Annotated in this window: 21 protein-coding genes, 2 tRNA genes and 1 pseudogene; 16 read left to right on the top strand and 8 right to left on the bottom strand. The window is 58.7% G+C overall.

What is annotated here, in order from left to right; genetic code table 11:
* Nucleotides 1-271 precede the first annotated feature (271 nt).
* From ACTM82_RS03310 to folB, 10 genes and pseudogenes are all read left to right on the top strand, one after another.
* Nucleotides 272-870 (top strand): annotated as a pseudogene (locus tag ACTM82_RS03310) (alpha-amylase family glycosyl hydrolase).
* A gap of 32 nt (nucleotides 871-902) precedes the next feature.
* Nucleotides 903-1169 (top strand): hypothetical protein, encoded by a 267-nt coding sequence (locus tag ACTM82_RS03305; protein WP_441054475.1) that lies wholly within the window; start codon nucleotides 903-905, stop codon nucleotides 1167-1169.
* Between the two features lie 33 nt (nucleotides 1170-1202).
* Nucleotides 1203-1278 (top strand) — tRNA-Gly (locus tag ACTM82_RS03300).
* 3 nt (nucleotides 1279-1281) lie between these two features.
* A tRNA-Val gene (locus ACTM82_RS03295) sits at nucleotides 1282-1356 on the top strand.
* Between the two features lie 204 nt (nucleotides 1357-1560).
* Nucleotides 1561-1755: a hypothetical protein gene (locus ACTM82_RS03290; protein WP_195838587.1), complete on the top strand. Its 195-nt coding sequence runs from the start codon at nucleotides 1561-1563 to the stop codon at nucleotides 1753-1755.
* A gap of 567 nt (nucleotides 1756-2322) precedes the next feature.
* Nucleotides 2323-4545 (top strand): anaerobic ribonucleoside-triphosphate reductase, encoded by a 2223-nt coding sequence (gene nrdD / locus ACTM82_RS03285; protein ID WP_427718616.1) that lies wholly within the window; start codon nucleotides 2323-2325, stop codon nucleotides 4543-4545.
* Nucleotides 4546-4971: 426 nt separating this feature from the next.
* Nucleotides 4972-5553, top strand: a complete 582-nt coding sequence (nrdG, locus tag ACTM82_RS03280) for an anaerobic ribonucleoside-triphosphate reductase activating protein (protein ID WP_154517419.1) — start codon at nucleotides 4972-4974, stop codon at nucleotides 5551-5553.
* Between the two features lie 67 nt (nucleotides 5554-5620).
* On the top strand, nucleotides 5621-6178 hold the full coding sequence (folE, locus tag ACTM82_RS03275) for a GTP cyclohydrolase I FolE (protein ID WP_427718613.1): 558 nt from the start codon (nucleotides 5621-5623) through the stop codon (nucleotides 6176-6178).
* Nucleotides 6179-6180: 2 nt separating this feature from the next.
* Nucleotides 6181-6762 (top strand): HD domain-containing protein, encoded by a 582-nt coding sequence (locus ACTM82_RS03270; protein WP_195838586.1) that lies wholly within the window; start codon nucleotides 6181-6183, stop codon nucleotides 6760-6762.
* A 43-nt stretch (nucleotides 6763-6805) separates the two neighbouring features.
* Entirely contained in the window at nucleotides 6806-7291 is a 486-nt protein-coding gene (gene folB, locus ACTM82_RS03265; protein WP_427718610.1) for a dihydroneopterin aldolase, read from the top strand.
* A 6-nt stretch (nucleotides 7292-7297) separates the two neighbouring features.
* On the opposite strand, the gene ACTM82_RS03260 is transcribed toward folB, so the two are convergent.
* Together ACTM82_RS03260 and ACTM82_RS03255 are read right to left on the bottom strand one after the other, a co-directional pair.
* A complete protein-coding gene (locus ACTM82_RS03260; protein ID WP_427718607.1) occupies nucleotides 7298-8074 on the bottom strand; it encodes a M48 family metallopeptidase in 777 nt (258 codons plus the stop codon).
* A gap of 74 nt (nucleotides 8075-8148) precedes the next feature.
* Nucleotides 8149-9162, bottom strand: coding sequence for a dipeptidase (locus ACTM82_RS03255; RefSeq protein WP_427718605.1), 1014 nt, complete (start codon nucleotides 9160-9162; stop codon nucleotides 8149-8151).
* Between the two features lie 120 nt (nucleotides 9163-9282).
* On the opposite strand from ACTM82_RS03255, the gene ACTM82_RS03250 reads away from it, so the two are divergent.
* The 3 genes from ACTM82_RS03250 to ACTM82_RS03240 all read left to right on the top strand — a co-directional run bounded on the left by ACTM82_RS03250 (nucleotide 9283) and on the right by ACTM82_RS03240 (nucleotide 11174).
* Complete coding sequence (locus ACTM82_RS03250) at nucleotides 9283-9711, top strand: FKBP-type peptidyl-prolyl cis-trans isomerase (protein WP_117640821.1); 429 nt, start codon at nucleotides 9283-9285, stop codon at nucleotides 9709-9711.
* Between the two features lie 3 nt (nucleotides 9712-9714).
* Entirely contained in the window at nucleotides 9715-10293 is a 579-nt protein-coding gene (locus ACTM82_RS03245; protein ID WP_441054473.1) for an urease accessory protein UreE, read from the top strand.
* 83 nt (nucleotides 10294-10376) lie between these two features.
* The gene (locus ACTM82_RS03240) at nucleotides 10377-11174 is read left to right on the top strand and encodes an HAD-IIB family hydrolase (RefSeq protein ID WP_427718600.1); all 798 of its coding nucleotides are present in this window, start codon (nucleotides 10377-10379) and stop codon (nucleotides 11172-11174) included.
* A gap of 76 nt (nucleotides 11175-11250) precedes the next feature.
* Here the strand turns inward: ACTM82_RS03240 and ACTM82_RS03235 are convergent, their stop codons facing one another.
* The 5 genes from ACTM82_RS03235 to ACTM82_RS03215 form a co-directional block, all read right to left on the bottom strand.
* Nucleotides 11251-11631, bottom strand: coding sequence for a Fur family transcriptional regulator (locus ACTM82_RS03235; protein WP_441015836.1), 381 nt, complete (start codon nucleotides 11629-11631; stop codon nucleotides 11251-11253).
* A gap of 61 nt (nucleotides 11632-11692) precedes the next feature.
* Nucleotides 11693-12103: an acylphosphatase gene (locus ACTM82_RS03230; protein WP_441054471.1), complete on the bottom strand. Its 411-nt coding sequence runs from the start codon at nucleotides 12101-12103 to the stop codon at nucleotides 11693-11695.
* Between the two features lie 2 nt (nucleotides 12104-12105).
* On the bottom strand, nucleotides 12106-13212 hold the full coding sequence (locus ACTM82_RS03225; RefSeq protein WP_441054469.1) for a Gfo/Idh/MocA family protein: 1107 nt from the start codon (nucleotides 13210-13212) through the stop codon (nucleotides 12106-12108).
* Between the two features lie 74 nt (nucleotides 13213-13286).
* Complete coding sequence (rnhA, locus tag ACTM82_RS03220) at nucleotides 13287-13772, bottom strand: ribonuclease HI (RefSeq protein WP_441041016.1); 486 nt, start codon at nucleotides 13770-13772, stop codon at nucleotides 13287-13289.
* 141 nt (nucleotides 13773-13913) lie between these two features.
* Nucleotides 13914-14861: a LysR family transcriptional regulator gene (locus ACTM82_RS03215; RefSeq protein WP_441054467.1), complete on the bottom strand. Its 948-nt coding sequence runs from the start codon at nucleotides 14859-14861 to the stop codon at nucleotides 13914-13916.
* 274 nt (nucleotides 14862-15135) lie between these two features.
* On the opposite strand from ACTM82_RS03215, the gene ACTM82_RS03210 reads away from it, so the two are divergent.
* The 3 genes from ACTM82_RS03210 to ACTM82_RS03200 all read left to right on the top strand — a co-directional run bounded on the left by ACTM82_RS03210 (nucleotide 15136) and on the right by ACTM82_RS03200 (nucleotide 17938).
* Complete coding sequence (locus ACTM82_RS03210; RefSeq protein WP_441054465.1) at nucleotides 15136-16446, top strand: O-acetylhomoserine aminocarboxypropyltransferase/cysteine synthase family protein; 1311 nt, start codon at nucleotides 15136-15138, stop codon at nucleotides 16444-16446.
* A gap of 311 nt (nucleotides 16447-16757) precedes the next feature.
* Nucleotides 16758-17534 (top strand): hypothetical protein, encoded by a 777-nt coding sequence (locus tag ACTM82_RS03205; RefSeq protein WP_441054463.1) that lies wholly within the window; start codon nucleotides 16758-16760, stop codon nucleotides 17532-17534.
* A 185-nt stretch (nucleotides 17535-17719) separates the two neighbouring features.
* Nucleotides 17720-17938, top strand: coding sequence for a hypothetical protein (locus tag ACTM82_RS03200; RefSeq protein ID WP_154517389.1), 219 nt, complete (start codon nucleotides 17720-17722; stop codon nucleotides 17936-17938).
* Nucleotides 17939-18029: 91 nt separating this feature from the next.
* Here the strand turns inward: ACTM82_RS03200 and ACTM82_RS03195 are convergent, their stop codons facing one another.
* Nucleotides 18030-18944, bottom strand: a complete 915-nt coding sequence (locus tag ACTM82_RS03195; RefSeq protein ID WP_441054461.1) for a ketopantoate reductase family protein — start codon at nucleotides 18942-18944, stop codon at nucleotides 18030-18032.
* Between the last annotated feature and the right edge of the window lie 56 nt (nucleotides 18945-19000).

Below are 19000 nucleotides of genomic sequence, written 5' to 3'. Positions count from 1 at the left end.
GCGGCGCGGCTGCGCCTATGGCACTTCAACATCATTGTCGCAGCCCCGACCCGCGGTCACGAGCGGGGGCTCCTATCTTTTTAGTGCCCTCGGATTGGGTCATAGTGTCTGTCGTGGCCGGGGGAGTGGGTTTTCCGTTCTTTTCACTAATCGGTCGATTCGTCCCGGGAGGCTCGAAGCCGAGAGGGAACGAGCGTCTTGGGGCGTGGCTGTGGCGCTGTTTGCCGCGAATATCAGCTTTGGGCGTATCATCGTGGGCATTACCCAGCAGATGGACTATCTTGAGCGGCTGGGCATCGAGGCCATCTGGTTGAGCCCGTTTTACCCATCGCCTCTTGTCGATGGTGGCTATGATGTGGCGGACTACTGCGATGTCGACCCACGTCTCGGCTCGCTTGACGACTTCGATGACATGGTCGCTGCGGCGCACGCGCGCGGCATCAAGGTCATCGTCGACATCGTGCCCAATCATTCACCAACCAGCACCCCTGGTTCAAAGCCGCTCTTGCCGCCGGCCCTGGATCGCCCGAGCGCGCCCGTTATATCTTCCGCGATGGTCGCGGCGAACATGGCGAGCTGCCTCCCACCAATTGGAATGCCAACTTTGGCGGCCCCGCCTGGACGCGTGTTGCGGACGGTCAGTGGTATCTGCATATGTTTACGCCCGAGCAGCCGGACTTTGACTGGTCATGCCCCGAGGTTCATGCGTTCTTTTGCGACGTCCTGACGTTTTGGAGCGATCGAGGCGTCGATGGCTTTCGCATTGATGTGGCGCACGGTCTCGCCAAGGACCTCGACCGCGATGACCTCGACCGGTGGCATCTCGCCGAGGGCGATGACATGGTTGACGACGGCATCCATCCGCTGTGAGACCGCAACGAGGTCCACGAGATCTATCGCGCGTGGCGACGCGCTATGCCCTGCCGCAAATCAAGGCGACGCGCTACCGCCAGATTGCGCCCGACTGGCTCTTACGCGACGGGTCGTCTTATGACGAGGACCGTGAACTCGGCGAGCACCGCGCGCGGGCGGCCCTTTTGCTTGAGCTGGCGCTTCCGGGCTCGGCATACGTGTATCAGGGTGAGGAGCTCGGCCTTTTTGAGGTGGCTGATGTCTTCGTGAGGTTCGCGAGGGCGTCGCAAAACTTTTCAAAAAAAGTTCTTGCATAGGATGCGGGCATCACGTAAGATTAATCCCCGTAAGCGGACATGGCTCAGTTGGTAGAGCACAACCTTGCCAAGGTTGGGGTCGCGGGTTCGAGCCCCGTTGTCCGCTCCATTTGGGCGTTTAGCTCAGGGGGAGAGCGCTTCCCTGACACGGAAGAGGTCACAAGTTCAAATCTTGTAACGCCCACCAAATGTTCGCAGTCCAGAGGCTTTGCTTCTGGACTGTTTTGTTATAAACACACATAATATGCCGTCAAATTATCGACTTTGGTCGCTTTTTCACGTTGCATTTGCTGCCCAGCATAATTTGTCGTTATTGGCCTCTTGGTCTCGTGGGAGATGATTATTTTGATCATAACCGTGCACGTCGCCCGCGTTTCCATGGTTGACCCCCGTGCAATCTTTTATGGTGATCGGTTTTGGCGAGATTGCCTTCCAGGGAGGATTCGGAACGATTGAAGGCCGTACGTTCTTCGCGCGCTGGGCGGGCCTTGTCACAAAGGGGTGGGCTTTTGTGGTTATCGCCGGCGTGCTGCTCGATCCCTTTACAGCGGCTCTCGGCCGCATGATAGCTCGCGAAGAGAACTAATAGCTCCTCGCCTATCGAATGCCGGCGGACGGGGTGCCGGGGCTGTAGTCTTCCGAGCGTTTGCAGCCCCGTCGCTCCGTCCGCCGGCATTCGACCGCAACATGTTGGTCAAGCATAATCTTTTGGATTCTTTTCGCGTGAGCGGCTTGGTTTTGGTAGGATTTGTCGGCGGCTTGACTAGGGGGTTTTATAACTGCCTTGCAGGTAGCCGCGTTGGTAACGTTTTACCGACTTGCCAAGAAACCCTCATAATTAATGTGTCTGTAAAATGACCAATTGCTTTGACCTGCTGAAACACTATATGTTGTGTTTGACCTAAAAAAAGAATACAGGATATAGAGGCGTCTTTGTCGTATGATAGATGGCGGACAGAGAACGAAGACCTTGTTCGTCCCATTTGGACACGCCTTTGAGCCGCTTGATCGGCCGCGAGGATTGTCCGCATGAGGACCTATGGTTTATCGAGAACACAGATTGCGCGACGGCGCCGCAAGACAGGGACAAGCCCTGCCAGGCATCGTTTGGCTCTGAAGCGCAATGGGATTACGACGCGAAAGAGGCAAGAGGATGAAGATCATCAAGCGCAGCGGCACCGAGGTTGCCTTTGACATCGATAAGATCGTCAATGCGATTCGCGCCGCCAACTTGGAGGTCGAGGAGGGCTCTCGTCTTACCGACCGCCAGGTGATCTACGCGGCGCAAAACGTCGCCGAGGCATGTGAGAAGGCTGGCCATACCGTATCGGTCGAGGAGATCCAGGATCTGGTCGAGGACGAGATCATGCGTCTCGACTGCTACGAGGTCGCTCGCCGCTACATCATCTATCGTTATGTTCAGAGCCTGAAGCGCCAAAAGAACACGACCGACGACAAGATCCTGTCGCTGATCGAGTGCAATAACGAAGAGGTTAAGCAGGAGAACTCCAATAAGAATCCGACCGTCAATTCCGTTCAGCGCGACTATATGGCCGGCGAGATTTCCAAGGACCTGACCCAACGCGTGCTGCTGCCCCAGGAGATCGTGGATGCCCATAATGAGGGTCTGATCCATTTCCACGATTCGGATTACTTTGCCCAGCACATGCACAACTGCGATCTGGTGAACCTGGAGGACATGCTCCAGAACGGCACCGTTATCTCGGGCACGCTGATCGAGAAGCCGCACAGCTTCTCGACCGCCTGCAACATCGCGACGCAGATTATCGCCCAGGTTGCTTCCTCCCAGTACGGCGGTCAGTCTATTTCGCTGACCCATCTCGCCCCGTTCGTTGAGGTGAGCCGTCAAAAGATTCGCGGCGAGGTTGCTCGCGAGCTTGAGGAGCTCGGTGTTTCGGCATCTGCCGAGAAGGTTCGCGAGGTCGTTGAGGAACGCCTGCGCGATGAGATTCGTCGCGGCGTCCAGACGATTCAGTATCAGGTCGTGACCCTTATGACCACGAATGGCCAGGCGCCGTTCGTGACGGTCTTTATGTATCTCAATGAGGCCCGTACGCCCCAGGAGAAGCACGACCTTGCCATGATTGTGGAGGAGACGCTTCGTCAACGCTATGAGGGCGTTAAGAACGAAGCCGGCGTGTGGATCACCCCGGCGTTTCCCAAGCTCATCTACGTGCTCGAGGACGATAACATCCGCGAGGATTCGCCGTACTTCTATCTGACCAAGCTCGCCGCCAAGTGCACCGCCAAGCGCATGGTGCCCGACTACATCTCCGAGAAGAAGATGCGCGAGCTCAAGCTGTCTAAGGGCGAGACCGCCGGCAACGGCGATTGCTATACCTGCATGGGTTGCCGCAGTTTCCTGACGCCCGACCGTTCGGGCAACGGCTTTAACAATGTCGCCAACGCTCTGAACTATGACCCGACCAAGCCTAAGTACTATGGTCGCTTTAACCAGGGTGTTGTGACCATCAACCTGCCCGATGTTGCGCTGAGCTCGCATCAGGACATGGACAAGTTCTGGAAGATCTTCGATGAGCGCCTTGAGCTGTGCCACCGTGCCCTGCTGTGCCGTCATGAGCGCCTGATGGGCACGCTTTCGGATGCTGCGCCGATTCTTTGGCAGTACGGTGCCTTGGCGCGCCTTAAGAAGGGCGAGACGATCGACAAGCTGCTCGTGGGCGGTTATTCCACCATTAGCCTGGGTTACGCCGGTCTGTACGAGTGCGTCAAGTACATGACGGGCCACAGCCACACCGAGAAGGAGGGCACGCCGTTTGCCATGGCCGTCATGCAGCACATGAACGACAAGTGCGCCGAGTGGAAGGCCGAAAGCGATATCGACTTCTCGCTGTACGGCACCCCGCTTGAGTCGACGACCTACAAGTTCGCCAAGTGCCTGCAGCGCCGTTTCGGCATTATCCCGGGCGTGACGGACAAGGGCTACATTACTAACAGCTATCACGTCCACGTGTCCGAGGAGATCGATGCCTTCGACAAGCTTAAGTTTGAGGGCATGTTCCAGCAGCTTTCGCCGGGCGGTGCTATCTCCTACGTTGAGGTTCCCAACATGCAGGACAACCTCAAGGCGGTCATTCGCGTAATGCAGTACATCTACGACAACATCATGTACGCCGAGCTCAACACCAAGAGCGATTACTGCCAGGTGTGCGGCTATGACGGCGAGATTCGCATTGTCGAGGACGATGGCAAACTGGTGTGGGAGTGCCCCAATTGCGGCAATCGTGACCAGGAGAAGATGAATGTCGCCCGTCGCACGTGCGGCTACATCGGTACCCAGTTCTGGAACCAGGGTCGAACCGAGGAGATCCGCGACCGCGTGCTGCATCTCTAATAACCACCCCAGGCTGCCCCGTAGCGAGGCCCCGGACCTTTACTCGCTATTTCGGACAGTCCTGGCTCACGACGGAGGCGCCACTGGCGCCTCCTGTTCGTGCGGAGCTCATATCGAGCAAAGGTCCGGGGCCTCGCTACGGGGCAGCCAAGTTGATGTAGCTGAGATGCAGTATGCGGTCTGCTCACTCCTCGAAGTTCTTAGCGGTAATAATTCGAGCTGCAGCTGCGATTTACTTGCGATGGCGGTTGAGCCACAACCCAGTTTTTATTGGGCCTCGAACCCCATACTCGATGTTCGCTTCGTTCACCGAGTGTCGCTCGCGAGGGGTCTGGAGCATATCGTCCCGCCCGCAGTTTCGCAGGCCGAAGGCCGAGAATGTTTGAGGACGGGATGATATGCTCCAGACCCCCAGGAAGGTTACCTATGAACTACGCGAACATTAAGTATTTCGACATTGCTGATGGAGAAGGCGTTCGTACTTCTCTGTTTGTGAGTGGGTGCCGTCGTGGGTGCAAGAATTGTTTTAACTCCGTCGCGTGGGACTTTGCCGCGGGTGAACCGTTCGATCGTGCCGTCGAGGACAAAATCATCGATAGTCTTGATCATCCCTTTATTGATGGCCTGACGATTCTGGGCGGGGAGCCTATGGAACCCGAGAACCAGGCGGGGCTCGTTGATTTTATCGAACGCGTGCGTGCGACCTATCCTGTGGAGTCTGGGAAGACCATTTGGTGCTTTACCGGTGATGTGCTCGAGGAACTAATGCCGGGCGGCCGTCACCATACCGACGTGACGGACCGTATCCTTGCTTGCCTCGACATGCTGGTAGACGGTCCGTTCGTTCAAGATCTGTACGATATCTCGTTGCGCTTTAGGGGCTCGAGCAATCAGCGCGTGATCGACATGAACGCCACGCGCGCTCGTGCTGCGCGCGAGGGCGTTGCGCTTTGCGACGCTGTGGAGCTTTGGCGGGACGATCCGGTCTATTCGACCCATACTATGTAGCTGGAAGAGGTTGCGTGCCAGCGTGGTACCATAGCGCGAACGCGAAATCGAAAAAAGTGAGGCCCAGATGGTCGATCAGGAAAAAGTCGAGACTGCTATTAAGCTGCTGCTTGAAGGTATAGGCGAGGACCCAACTCGTGAGGGCCTGCTGGAGACCCCGGCACGCGTCGCCCGTATGTATGGCGAGATTGCCGGCGGTATGGGCCGGAGTGCCGAGGAGCACCTGTCCAAAACCTTTGCCGTCGCTTCGAACGATTTGGTTATCGAGCGCGATATTACGTTTTACTCGCTGTGCGAGCACCATCTGCTGCCGTTTTATGGCAAGGCTGCGATCGGCTATATCCCTAACGGTCGCGTGGCGGGTCTGTCTAAGCTTGCTCGCACGGTTGAGGTCTATGCCCGTCGTCTGCAGCTGCAGGAGCAGCTGTGCGCGCAGGTTGCCGATGCCCTCATGGAATATCTTGCTCCCCAAGGGGCGATCGTGCTGATGGAAGCCGAGCATATGTGCATGACCATGCGCGGCGTGCAAAAGCCCGGTACCAAGACCGTAACGCTTGCTCGTCGCGGTGTCTTTGAGACCGATCCCGCGCTCGAGGAGCGATTCTTTAGGATGCTGGGCCGCTAACCATGAGAGTCGTCAACGACTTTACATCGAAGACCGATGAGGGGACGCCGCGTCGCGGTTTTATGGCTTCGGGCCTGACTCCCTTTGGCGCCATGCCTCGCATTGATTACATTTGTGCCAACGGGCTGTTCCGGCGGCACCTGGGCAACATTGCACAGTTGGAATCGGGGCGCATCTTTTGCCGCCACGGTATTGACCATCTGCTGGATGTCGCGCGCATTATGTGGATTAAGAATCTTGAGGAACAGCTCGAATTTGACCGCGAGGTCATCTACGCCACGGCACTTCTTCACGATATCGGCAAAGATGAACAGTATGAATCGGGTATATCCCATGATGTTGCAAGCGAGCGCGTCGCTGATGCGATTCTTGGCGGCATGCCCGATGACGTGGCATTTGATCCGGCCGATGCCGCGGCCATTAAGACGGCCATTTTAGGCCATAGAAAGCTGCGCGTGAACAGCCAACCGCTTGAGCGTCTGCTCTATGCAGCTGACAAAGCGTCGCGCGCCTGCTTTGCATGCCCCGCGCGCAATGCCTGCAACTGGAGCGATGATAAAAAGAACCTGTCGATTCGCGTGTAGTTGGTTTGCGCGGTCGGGGTTCTAAACGAAGGAGACGATCGCGATGACCAACAAGAAACTGCCCGAGAATGCAACCAAGACTGAAGGCGCCGAGCTCGCCCGCCGTGGAAGGGGCGAAATATCCACCGCAACGGCGGTGCCCCACGTGAGCTATGACGATCTGCGCCATGCCGATCGCATCACCGTTGAAGGTCTTGAGGTCTTTGCCAACCACGGCGTGTATCCCGAGGAGAACGCCCTGGGTCAGAAGTTCATCGTGTCCTTGGTGCTCTATGCCGACCTGCGTGCAGCAGGGGAGCACGATAACCTGGATGCCTCGATTGACTACGGCTCAGTGTGCCACGATGTCGATGGCTATCTGCGCGAGCATACGTTTAAGCTCATCGAGGCCGCAGCCGAGGGCGTGGCCCAGATGCTGCTACGTCGTTACCCTCTGCTGCTCGGCGTGCGTGTTAAGCTCGATAAGCCTTGGGCGCCCGTCGGTCTTCCCCTGGCAAGCTGCGGTGTCGAGATCGAGCGCGTGCGCTAACCGGTTCTAATACGTCTCTATGGGTGGCTGCTTGAGCCGCTGCGACAGAGCTCTATTGTTGGGGCAGTACGTGTCGAGCAGGGCGTGAAACCGCTGATTGTGGCTTGGCTCGAGCAAGTGGACGAGCTCGTGGGCGACAACCATGTCAAGGCACTCGACGGGGTAGGCGGCAAGCTCGCGTGCGATGCGAATGGCACCGGTTTTGGGCGTACACGAGCCCCAGCGCGTTTTCATGCTGCGCACGGAAGCGCGGGAAGCGACGACACCCATTGCGATTTCGTATGTGCGCACCATATCGCGCAGCGCCGTGGTGACCTCGGATGTATAGAGCTGGTCGATGCGGGCTTGGAGCTCATCGGGCGTTAGGCCGTCGAGGGCCGTGCGCTGCTTTGCCTGCGCGCGCCCACTTGGCTCGTCGGTACCCATAAAACTTGCGAAGGTGGCCTGTTTGGGTCGCGGTGCGGGTGATGCAAAGTTGTGATCGAGCGCATCTTGTACCGTGATGGGCTTGCCCCAAAGCGCAATGATGGACGAGGGGCTGAGCGGCTCTCGCTCCGTCGCCTGACGTTGCTCGCGCTGGGCAAGTCGGCTGATAATCCAGGCGCTGTTGCGCTTCACAAATGCTTCGATACGCTCGCGGGTGGCACCGAGCGGCGCACTGGCGTGGACCTCACCGCTCGATGTGACGCGTAGGTTGAAGTTCTTGACACGCTTTTTGGTAACGACGACGGGGATGGGCATCCCATCCGGTCGGGATACGGAAATCGTAAACTGCTGCGTCAAAAGCGGTCCTTCAGATTGGGGACGGGCCGGCATGTCGACCGTTCGGCATGCCGGCCCGCTCAAGGGATGTGAAATTAATAACGCTCAAAGAAGGCAAGCGCGTTGTCGCTGCAGAGCTTTTGCATCACGGTCTTGCCAAAATGCTTGGAGAGCATGTTCTGGAACTCGGGCATCTTGCTGGCATCGGAGAGGAAAGCGGGCACCGTGGCGCCGTCCCAGTCGCCGCCGAGCGCGATGACGTCCTCGCCGCCCAGGTCGAGCCAGTGCTCGATATGTGCCGCCAGCTGATCGAAGGTGACGTCTGCGGCGGTCTTGTCGGTTGCGTCGTTGGAAAGGAACTCGCTGCAGTAGTTGAGGCCGACGATGCCACCCATGTCGCGAATGGTGCGGAACTGGTCGTCGGTAAGATTGCGTTTGGCGCCGCAAACCGCACGGGAGTTGGAGTGACTGGCGACGAAGGGACGCGTGGCGCGGACGGCGACCTCGTCAAAGCACTCATCGTTGAGATGGGAGACGTCAAGCACCATGCCGGCGTGCTCCATCTGCGTAAGTGCCTCGATGCCGGCGGCGGTGAGGCCGGCGTGGGTATCGTGTCCGCTCGCGAGCGGCCCCTGCGCGTTCCAGCTGAGTGATGACATGAGTACGCCCAAACTCTTGAGCACCTCGATCAGTGCGGGGTCCTCGGCAAAGAACGTGGCGTTTTCGATGGTGTGGATGCAGGCGACCTTGCCGTCCTTGAGCGCGGGGCGAATGTCCGCGGCGCTGCGCACGTTGACCATGCGGTCGTGGTTGAGCATTGCCTGGCCGCTCATATGCGCCATGATCTGCGCCTGGAAGCGCGCGGCGTGGGCGGTGGGAATCTCGTCGGGGATAAACGTGGCGAAGCACTGTGCCCACGGCGTGTTGCCGATCTTTGCGAGCGAGATGGCGCAGGCATTGCCCTCGATGAGGTCGAAATCTTGCGGATGCGTCTCGTCGCCGGGGAAATAACCGTCGGTGCCGGCGGTAAAGCGCAGGTCGAGATCGAGCGTGGCCCAGCCGATGCGGTCGGCGGTGTCGCAGTGCAAGTCAAATACGGGATATGCCATGGTTCCTCCGGTTGCAGCGTTTCTTTGCAAACTGTCTTCGAATTGTATGACTAGGGTATAGTTAGCGCCATACGTTCATGGCGGCCCGCGTTGTGTGCCGCCCTTATCACGGAGGTTTCCATGTCCAACCAGGGCAAGAAGGTCAAGACTCATTATCGCGGCACGCTCGACGACGGCACGCAGTTCGATAGCTCCTACGATCGCGGCGAGCCGCTGGAGTTCACCTGCGGTGCCGGTCAGATGATCAAGGGCTTCGATGCCGCCGTTGTCGACATGCAGGTGGGCGAGAAGAAGACCGTGCACATTCCTGCTGCCGATGCCTACGGCGAGCACAATCCCGAGATGGTTATCACCTTCCCGGCCGAGCAGGTTCCCAACATCGAGCAGATCGAGAAGGGCATGAAGCTCTTCCTGTCCACGCCGAGCGGCATGCCTGTCCCTGCCGTTGTCATCGATGTGACGCCCGAGGCCGTGACGCTCGATGCTAACCACGAGCTGGCCGGCAAGGATCTCAACTTTGATATCGAGCTCGTCGAGGTCGAGGATTAGAGTATGCCTGAACGCTTGGTTTCGACGACATGCTTGGGAAATCTCAACGATCCGTCCTATGAACTCCTGCTTCGTCGGGAGCTGGGTGGCATCTTTGAAGTTGACGAGCTGCTGCTCGATTGGGACCAGGCTGATGTATGCGCGTTTGCGGGCGTGACGGAGCTGGGGCGCACGGTCGATGTTCGGCTAGATGCTGCCGACGGCAGTCGTCTTGCCGACGGCGACGTGCTCGCCATCGACCGTTCGGGCATGGTGCCCGTGGCGGTTGTCGTGCGCCTGCGCAGCGCCGAGGTCTATTTGGTCGAAGTCGACCGCATGGATCCGATTGCGCTCGCGCATGCGTGCTGGGAGATCGGCAATATGCACGCGCCGCTTTTCCGAGGCGATTCGGACGAGCATACCGTACGCATGTATACGCCGGTACAGCCTGTTTTGGACCGCATGCTCCGGGGTGTCGAGGGCGTTATGCTCTCGGTGGTTACCCGTGAACTCGATACGGACCGGCGCTTTGCGTCGAGTGCGGCGGAGGTCGTCGTGAGTATGGCTCCCGACTTTACGATCGTGAAAAAGGCGCGCGGTTAACGTGCGTATGAGCAAGACGGACTTTGAGAGGCAGCTATTCAAAGTCCGTCTTGCTGTTGATGAGGTGCTGTGGGGGAAAGCATATGGGTCTTGAGGGAATCAAGCTGATTGCATGCGATTTGGACGGCACGTTGCTGCATCCGGGGGAGTGCGAGCCGCGTTCCGAGGCCTTTGAGCTCATCGATGAGCTGCATCGTCGTGGCATCGTGTTTATGCCGGCGAGCGGCCGTCAATATGCGAGCTTGCGCTATCTGTTTGCCCCGGTGGCCGATGAGCTCGCCTATGTATGCGAAAACGGAGCCCTCGTGATGAGCGAGGGGCGTGCCGTTGTCAAGCGTTCCATGGAGCGTAACCTTGCTATGGATATCGCGAATGCCGTGGTTGCGTATCCCCATGCCGACGTGACCCTTTCCTGCGAGGGGCACCTCTACACCATAAGTGGCAACGATGCATTCGTCGACCATTTGCGCTACGAGGTCCATTGCGATGTGGCGGTGGTCGACCGTCCCGAGGACATCGACGAGGACGTCATTAAGATCGCGTTTCAAACGCCCGAGACAGAGCAGCCGGCGGCGCTGGAGTATTTCGTCCGTCGCTTTGGCGACCGGGTCGATGTGATGACGTCGGGAACCGAATGGACCGACTTTATCGGCTTTGATTCGGGCAAGGGGTCCGCGCTTGCCGATTATGGTCGTGCGCTGGGGATCTCACCTAACGAAATGATGGCGTTTGGCGATAATGAAAACGACCGCGACATGCTCAACGTGGTGGGCCATCCCTATCTGATGGAGAGCTGCAATCCCAGTATGCGCGGTATCAACGACCGCGTCCGTTACGTGCGCACGGTCGAAGAAGAGCTGCGTCGCCTACTTGCTGAGTAGACATTTTGGACATGCCTGGAAATCTTTCTTTTGCCGCAATCGGTGAAAAAGTTGTTTTTAAGGCATGTCCCAAAATCTACCTACAGTTGGGGCAGAGGCCCTCGAAGATGGTGTAGTGCGAGCTGACGCTCCATCCGATTTGTTCGGATGCCCTGGCGTCGAGCTGGGTATTGAAGGGGAGCGGCACATCGATGACGCGGCCACACGAGGTGCAGATGATATGCGCATGCGGCTCGATGGCACGATCGAAGCGGCTGCCGCCCGGCGTTTTAATCGAGAGAATCTCCCCGGCATCGGCCAAGAGATTGAGGTTGCGGTAGACCGTACCGCGGCTGATTTTGTCATCCTGCGCGCGCACGACGTTGTAGATCTCATCGGCGGTGGGATGGTTATAGCTTTGGCGCACGGCGTCAAGAACCAGCTTTCGCTGCCTGGTATTCCTTCTTTGCACCGCCATGCGCCTCGCCTCTTTTCTATTAACGGTCGTAGGTAAATGATACCGTATTTAGCACACAATACTAATAATGAGGAGTGAAACCGTCTTCATTGGCAAGTGAGGCTCGGAGCTGGGCGTCTACGAGGCGAAAACGCGTTCCCATGCGCTCGTAGGAGGCATGAAGCGCCTCGAGATGAGATAGGATGTTTGCCGGAGCTCCCTGTATCTCCATCTCGACTGAGCCGTCTTCCATGTTACGCACCCAGCCGGTGAGTGCGCGTGCCTGCGCGAGGTTGGTGTTGGTAAAGCGAAAGCCAACGCCTTGGACTTGCCCCTCCCAGCGCAGGAAATAGCGCAGGGGAGTGTCTTGAGTGGCCTCGTCGCTTGCGAGCACAGTAAGCCTGCGGCGCAGCTCGAGCTCGATGCCAGAGGGCTTTTGGGGCTCGCGGCTGCCGCCGGCGACGCCCGAGAAAAGCTTGTCGAAAATACCCATCGCTAGGCCTGCTTGACAGAATCGGCGGGGAAGGTAATGCCGGCCTGTTGGCGCACGGCATCCATGATGCGCAGCGAGACAAGCGTGACATCGCGATAGTGGCCAAGCTCGTGACGTCCCGCCGGGGTCTCCCAAATCTCTTCCTTGACGTTATCGATGCCGCCGATGGCGGTGATAAAGTCTGCGAGTTCGTATTCCATGGTGTTGCTCGATTTGGGCAGGTCGAGCACGCGGCCGTTGTCGCTCTGTTCGCGCGGCGCCTCGGTCGCCGAGCCGCGTACGACATCGCCGCGATAGTCGATGCGGACGTTGCGGGGCGTGGACAGATGGTCAATCTGGATAGTGCCACGCTCGCCTTCGATCTGCGAGGGCAGTAGGTCATTCGTAATTTTGGAGTGCGCGAGCTCGACGGAGATACGGCCACCGCCGTAGCTGGCGAGGATGGAACCGCAGCCATCGATGGGGCCATGGGTGAGCTCCTGCGTGGTGGGGTCGAGCAGAGTAGCCATGCTCGTAAGGCTGGAGGGCATGCCGAAGATCTCGACCATGGGCTCGACGGTATAGACGCCAATATCCATGAGGGAGCCCGAGGCCATGTGGCAGTCGAAGATGTTGGTGGCGCGTCCCGCGAGAACCTCGTTGTAGCGTGAAGAATACTTGCCAAAGCGCAGTGAGGCGCGACGAATGGGCGCAATCTCGCCCAGGGCGTCCTCGATGGCGTGGAAAGCGGGGTCATGGAGCGGGCGCATGGCCTCGAGGGCTACGACGCCCGCCGCCTCGGCGGCGCGGAAGACTTCCAGCGCCTGCGCCTCGGTGGCGCAGAAGGGCTTCTCGACGATGACGTGCTTGCCGCTGGCGATGCAGGCAAGGGCCTGCTCGTAGTGAAGTGCGTTTGGGCTGCCGATATAGACGGCGTCGACGTCGGCGGCTGCTGCAAGCTCATCAAGTGAAGTAAAGTTTCGCTCGCCGCCGTGCTCGGCAGTAAAGGCGGCGCCGCGCTCGGCGTTGCGCGAGAGCGTGCCTACGAATACAGCCTGGTCGTTGGCATTGACGACCTGGATAAAGTCGTCGGTGATCATGGATGTGCCGATGGTCGCGATGCGCAGCATACGTCCCCCTTGCGTTGTTTTGGTCTACAGGATGAGTGTAGCGCGTGGGGATATAAAGCTGCGCGAAAACGCTATTACAGGTCGCTCTCGTTAAAGCCGGTGTCGATATCGAGGTTGGCTCCATCGGCCGCGGTGGTGGCGAGCTCGTCGCAGCGCTCGTTGAGCTCGTGGCCGGCATGCCCCTTAACCCAGATGAACTCCACCTTATGCTTGCTCTTTGCGGCAAGCAGGCGCTCCCACAGGTCGCGGTTCTTAACGGGCTGCTTGTTGGCAGTTTTCCACCCGCGCTTTTTCCAGCCGTCGATCCAGTGCTTGTTAAAGGCGTTGACGACGTACTGCGAGTCGGAGTGGACCTCGACCTCGCAGGGACGGTTGAGCGCCTCGAGCGCCACGATGACCGCCATGAGCTCCATGCGGTTGTTGGTGGTCTTGGCGTAGCCACGCGAAAGCTCGGAGGTGAAGGTCTTGCCGGCGGGGTTGGTGTATTTGAGCACGGCGCCGTAGCCACCGCGTCCCGGATTGGATCGAGCCGAGCCGTCGGTATAGATGATGACCTTCACAGACTTCCTTTCGTCGAGTTCCTCTCTTGCGGCTGTCTATTGTAGCGCCCGGTCCATCCTGTTTTATGCGAGGCGTGCCGCTCCACAAGGATGGTGGAGACGTTGTCGCCAAGAAAGATGGGCGACCTGAATTGTCAAGAGCTAGAGGGCTTTTAAATCTGCCATTTCTATCCCGTCCCCAAATGGTTGGTTTTCGTGGATGATGCGATCGAGTTCGTCGAGGTATTGCCGCAGCAGGGGAGAGGGCTTGCGCTCATCGTGCATGATGTAGCCCACGCGCATCGTTGGAGCGTCTGCCAACGGGATCGATGCCATGCCCCATTGCATTTCATTGGAGAGGACACCGGTCGACAAAGTGTAACCGTTCGACGTGATGAGCAGATTGGTGAGCGTGCCACGGTCGGAAACGCGGATGTTGCGGTCGCAGGGGATATGGCTAAACGGCTCCTCGGCGTAATAGAAGGAGTTCGAGGTCCCCTGCTCAAAGCTGTAGCGCGTATAGGGCGTAAGGTCGGCAAGCGATAGCTGGGGGCGGCGTGCGAGCGGATGGCGCTCGCTAACGAAGACGTGGACCGTTGCATCGAAGAGGGGATGGAAGCTTGCGCGGGCGTCGGCGAAGGCCTTCTGCAGGACGCGGGCGTTAAAGTCATCCAGATACAGAATGCCGATATCGCTGCGAAATGCGCGGACGTCGTCGATGATCTGTGACGTGGTGGTCTCGCGCATGATGAACTCGAACTTACTGTCGCGGCAGCGCTCGACGACGTTGACAAAGGCCTCGACCGAAAAAGCGTAGTGCTGGGCCGAGACGGCAAGGCGTGCCTGGGGTGTGCCGCCGTCCTCGTAGCGGGCCTCGAGCATATCGGCCTGCTCTACGACCTGGCGCGCATAGCCTAAAAGCTCGGTGCCGTCGTTGGTGAGTGTGACGCCGCGGCTGGAGCGCGTAAAGATTTCCAGACGGAGCTCCTGCTCTAGGCTTTTGACGGCGTTGGAGATATTGGATTGCGCGGTATAGAGGCGCTGAGCTGCGGCGTTAATTGAGCCGGATTCTGCCACGGCGATAAGAAAACGAAGCTGCTGGAGGGTCATCGGCACCCGTCCTTTCGATAGCTATCTAAAAAACCGATAACAGGTTAGCGCTTTTAAGTGATTGACCGCGCGAAACAATGCTCGTACTATTCAAAACACACAAAGGAGGTAGGTAATTAATCCGACCACGAGAACGGGATGTCAAAAGGAGGGCCGCATATGAACTGCTTACTAAGACGAATGCCGGGCTCCTGCTTGCGCCCGTCGGCGTGATCAGGAGACAGGGGCTTACTTCTCTTACTCTTATTACTTTTGTTTGATCAAGGAGATCATCATGAGCCAGTTTATCAACAACCCCGAGCACACCTTTGGCTTCGACACCCTGCAGCTGCACGTTGGCCAGGAGAGCGCCGACCCCGCATCCGATTCCCGCGCTGTGCCTATCTACCAGACCACGAGCTATGTGTTCCGCAACTCCCAGCACGCTGCTGACCGCTTTGGCCTTGCCGACGCCGGGAATATCTACGGTCGTCTGACCAACTCCACCCAGGGCGTCTTTGAGGATCGCATTGCCGCGCTCGAGGGCGGCGTTGCCGGCCTCGCCGTCGCCTCTGGCGCCGCCGCCATCACCTATACCCTGCAGGCCCTCGCTCAGGCCGGCGACCATGTGGTGGCCCAAAAGACCATCTACGGCGGTTCCTACAACCTGCTGGAGCACACGCTCTCCCAGTTTGGTGTCGAGACCACCTTCGTCGATGCCCACAACCTGGACGAGGTCGAGGGTGCCATCAGGGACAACACCACGGTCATTTACCTCGAGACGCTCGGTAACCCCAACTCCGATATCCCCAACATCGACGCTATCTCCGAGGTCGCTAAGAAGCATGGTCTTCCGGTTGTTGTCGATAACACCTTCGGCACCCCGTATCTGTTCCGTCCGCTGGAGCACGGCGCCAACATCGTCGTTCACTCTGCAACTAAGTTTATTGGCGGCCACGGCACCTCGTTGGGCGGCGTGATTATCGATGGCGGCAACTTTGACTGGAAGGCGAGCGGCAAGTATGCGCAGATCTCCGAGCCCAATCCCTCCTACCATGGCGTCTCGTTTACCGAGGCCGCCGGCCGCGCTGCCTTCGCGACCTATGTCCGTGCTATCTTGCTGCGTGACGAGGGCGCCTGCATTAGCCCGTTTAACGCCTGGGTCCTGCTCCAGGGCACCGAGACCCTGTCGCTGCGCGTTGACCGCCATGTCGAGAACACCAAGAAGGTCGTTGAGTTCCTGATCGGTGACGGCCATGTTGCCAAGGTAAACCACCCGAGCCTGCCCGAGCACCCCGACCATGAGCTGTACCAGAAGTATTTCCCCCGTGGCGGCGCCTCGATCTTCACCTTCGAGATCAAGGGCGGCCAGGAGGCTGCTTGGAAGTTCATCGACCACCTGCAGGTGTTCTCGCTGCTCGCCAACGTAGCCGACGTCAAGTCGCTCGTCGTGCACCCGGCTACCACCACGCACTCCCAGCTCTCTGCCGAGGAGCTTGCCGAGCAGAACATTACGCCCTCTACAATCCGTCTTTCCATTGGTACCGAGAACGCCGAGGACATCATTTGGGATCTGAAGCAGGCCTTTGCCGCGCTGGACGAGTGAGGCGACTTGTGCAAGGGCCCCTTGCGACTCGATAGGTATAACTGCATAAAATGCCTGCTCAAGGCGCCTGCGCGAACAATGGTTGCGCAGGCGCTTTTTTGCATAGGAAGGGCGCTATTACAGGGTTGTTGGCATGCTTTATGCAATCGAGATGTGGAAAACTCCTGTTGAGAGGATGTGAGTTTTACGCAAATGACGTGCACCTTTTGAGAAAAACCGCAGGTCGCGATTTACTCGGGATACTATGCAGCGCGATCGAATCACACGCAGCGTAAACGCAGCAAAAACTCACTACGGAGGTTTCCAGCTACATGAGGATCGATTCACGAAAACCGAAGGCCGCCGCCCTTTCTGCCACGCTTGCCGTGGCGCTTTTAGTGGGTGCCGGCGTAACCGATGCCCACGCGGCAACACTGTCCGACGCGGTCGGATCCACGCCGTCCGAGGCGACCCTGATGCAGCCCGTCGACTATCGTAGCGACGGCTTTGGCTCCATGCAGGAGTGGAACGCCTCGATGGGGGCCAAGCGCGATTCCCTAGAGGTCCGCGCGCAGATCATCATGAACATGTACGGTGACTATGCCACCGATGACGAGCGCGCTGTACTGCAGGGTTGTATCGACGGTGCGGGCAGTCTTTTGACGATGGAGGAGGTCGACGCGAAGTCGGCCGAGCTCGACGAGCTTCGCTCCACGCTCGAGGATGCTAAGCGCGGGGCGCTCGAGGCTGCGGCCGTCGAGGCAGAAGCTGCCGAGGCCGTTCAGGCTTCGTATTACAACGCCGGCTCCGGCTCGTCTTACGCGTCTGCTGCGTATTACGCGAACGGCTCGGGCCTGACGCGCTCGAGCGGTGTCAATAACTACAACGGTCGTCGCGAGACCTATTACAGCAGCAACGTGTTGTATCACCACCGCACGGGTGAGTGGACGCTGGATTCCGAGGGCTTTTGGCGTGATTCCGACGGCTACTACGTGGTGGCTGCGAGCGATAAGTCCCAGGGCTCGACCTTTACGGGCTCTAAGGGCGAGTGCAAGGTCTACGATTCGGGTTGCGCAGCCGGAACTACCGATTACTACACCGGTTGGTAATCTGTCGGCATCGATTGCACATGATGGACGGGCGTCTTTACCGAGCTTTCGGGCAATGTAGGGGCGCCCGTTTTTATATGCATTTGGGTTAACAGAGCCCTTACCGTGGCACTACGTTGGGCATATGGGCGCGGGGCACACTAAGTCATGAGAAACAAGGTCTTTCTCGTGGAGGAAGTGATCCCATGAACGCTCGAGATGTCGCTATTGCCGTCGTTGCCCTTTTGATCGGATGTCTTGGTCCGACGGCGGCGTTAGTTGCCGGCTTGCAGTCCACTACGGGTGCTGCTCCTGTGGTTGTGAGCGCCTTGATTGCAGCGGCGCTGTTGGGAAGCGCCGGCGTGGTGCTTTGCCGCGATGACGAGGACGAGGTCCCGGAGTCGCAAAACGAGCCTCAGTTTTAGCCTCGGCCTAAATGCGACAGTCCTTCGCGAGCGATGGGATCCTCGCGAAGGACTGTCTGCTTACATTGCGCGCGTCGCCGTGCGGGCGAGGCTACCAGCTGCTTTCTATTTCGCGAATCCTCTGGTAGAGCCAATCGTTTTGCGGCACTTGGATATCGTGTTTGGCGGCCAGGCGGCAAATGGTGCCCGCGAACTCCTCGACTTCGGTTTTACGTTGTGCGATGCGGTCCTGCGCCATCGAGGGCATGCCGGCGGGGTCGATTCCCTCGATGAGGTGCACCATCTGCGTCAGGTCTGCCTCGGTAAGCTCAACGCCTTCGGCGTTGGCGACCGCAAGTGTCTCGCGCATGGCGGAAACAAAGCAGCGACGCTGCTCGGAGTCCTGTTCCGTGGCGCTCCCGTAGGTCCCGCCATAGGCCATGCAGGTCTGGTTGATGCCATCGTTGAGCATGAGTTTGGCCCACATGCGGTGCACAATGTCGCTCTCGACGGTATGGGCGATGCCGCAGCGCGTGTAGAGCTCATCGATGGCGGTGACGGTTGCGGGCTCGGTGCCTGCTGCCGCGCCAAAGCGAATCTCGCCCGCATTGGTAAAGGTGAGCGCGCCGTTAAGGAATACGGCGTCCATGCCCTGGCAGATGCCCAGGACGGTGTGCTTCCAGCCAAAGCGCTCGGCTATTTTTTGCTCGCTCGTAATGCCGTTGCACAGCGAGGCGATGAGCGTGTTGGGTCCCACGACGCGCTCCATAGTCTTGAGTGCTTGGTTGAGCCCCGTCGTCTTGACCGTGAGAATGACCAGATCGGCGGGCGTTGCCTCGCTGGCGCGGACGGACTTGAGCGCGCAGGGCTTTCCGTTGACGGTGAGCGCATCGCCCACGTGGCACTCGAAACGCGCGTCATCCATGACGTATTCGACGGCGTCATTGCCGAGGGCCTTGGCAATCATACTGCCGTAGAGCAGGCCGACGCCGCCCTTGCCGATAAAGGCGACCTTGTTGATCTGCATGTGAATCATCTCCTCACAAAAAGGCGCCCGCATATGGGGCGCCTGATGGATTGTAT

Source organism: Collinsella sp. HCP3S3_E5, from assembly GCF_052067635.1.
GTDB lineage: Bacteria > Actinomycetota > Coriobacteriia > Coriobacteriales > Coriobacteriaceae > Collinsella.
This window is presented reverse-complemented; position numbering and strand designations above follow the sequence as displayed.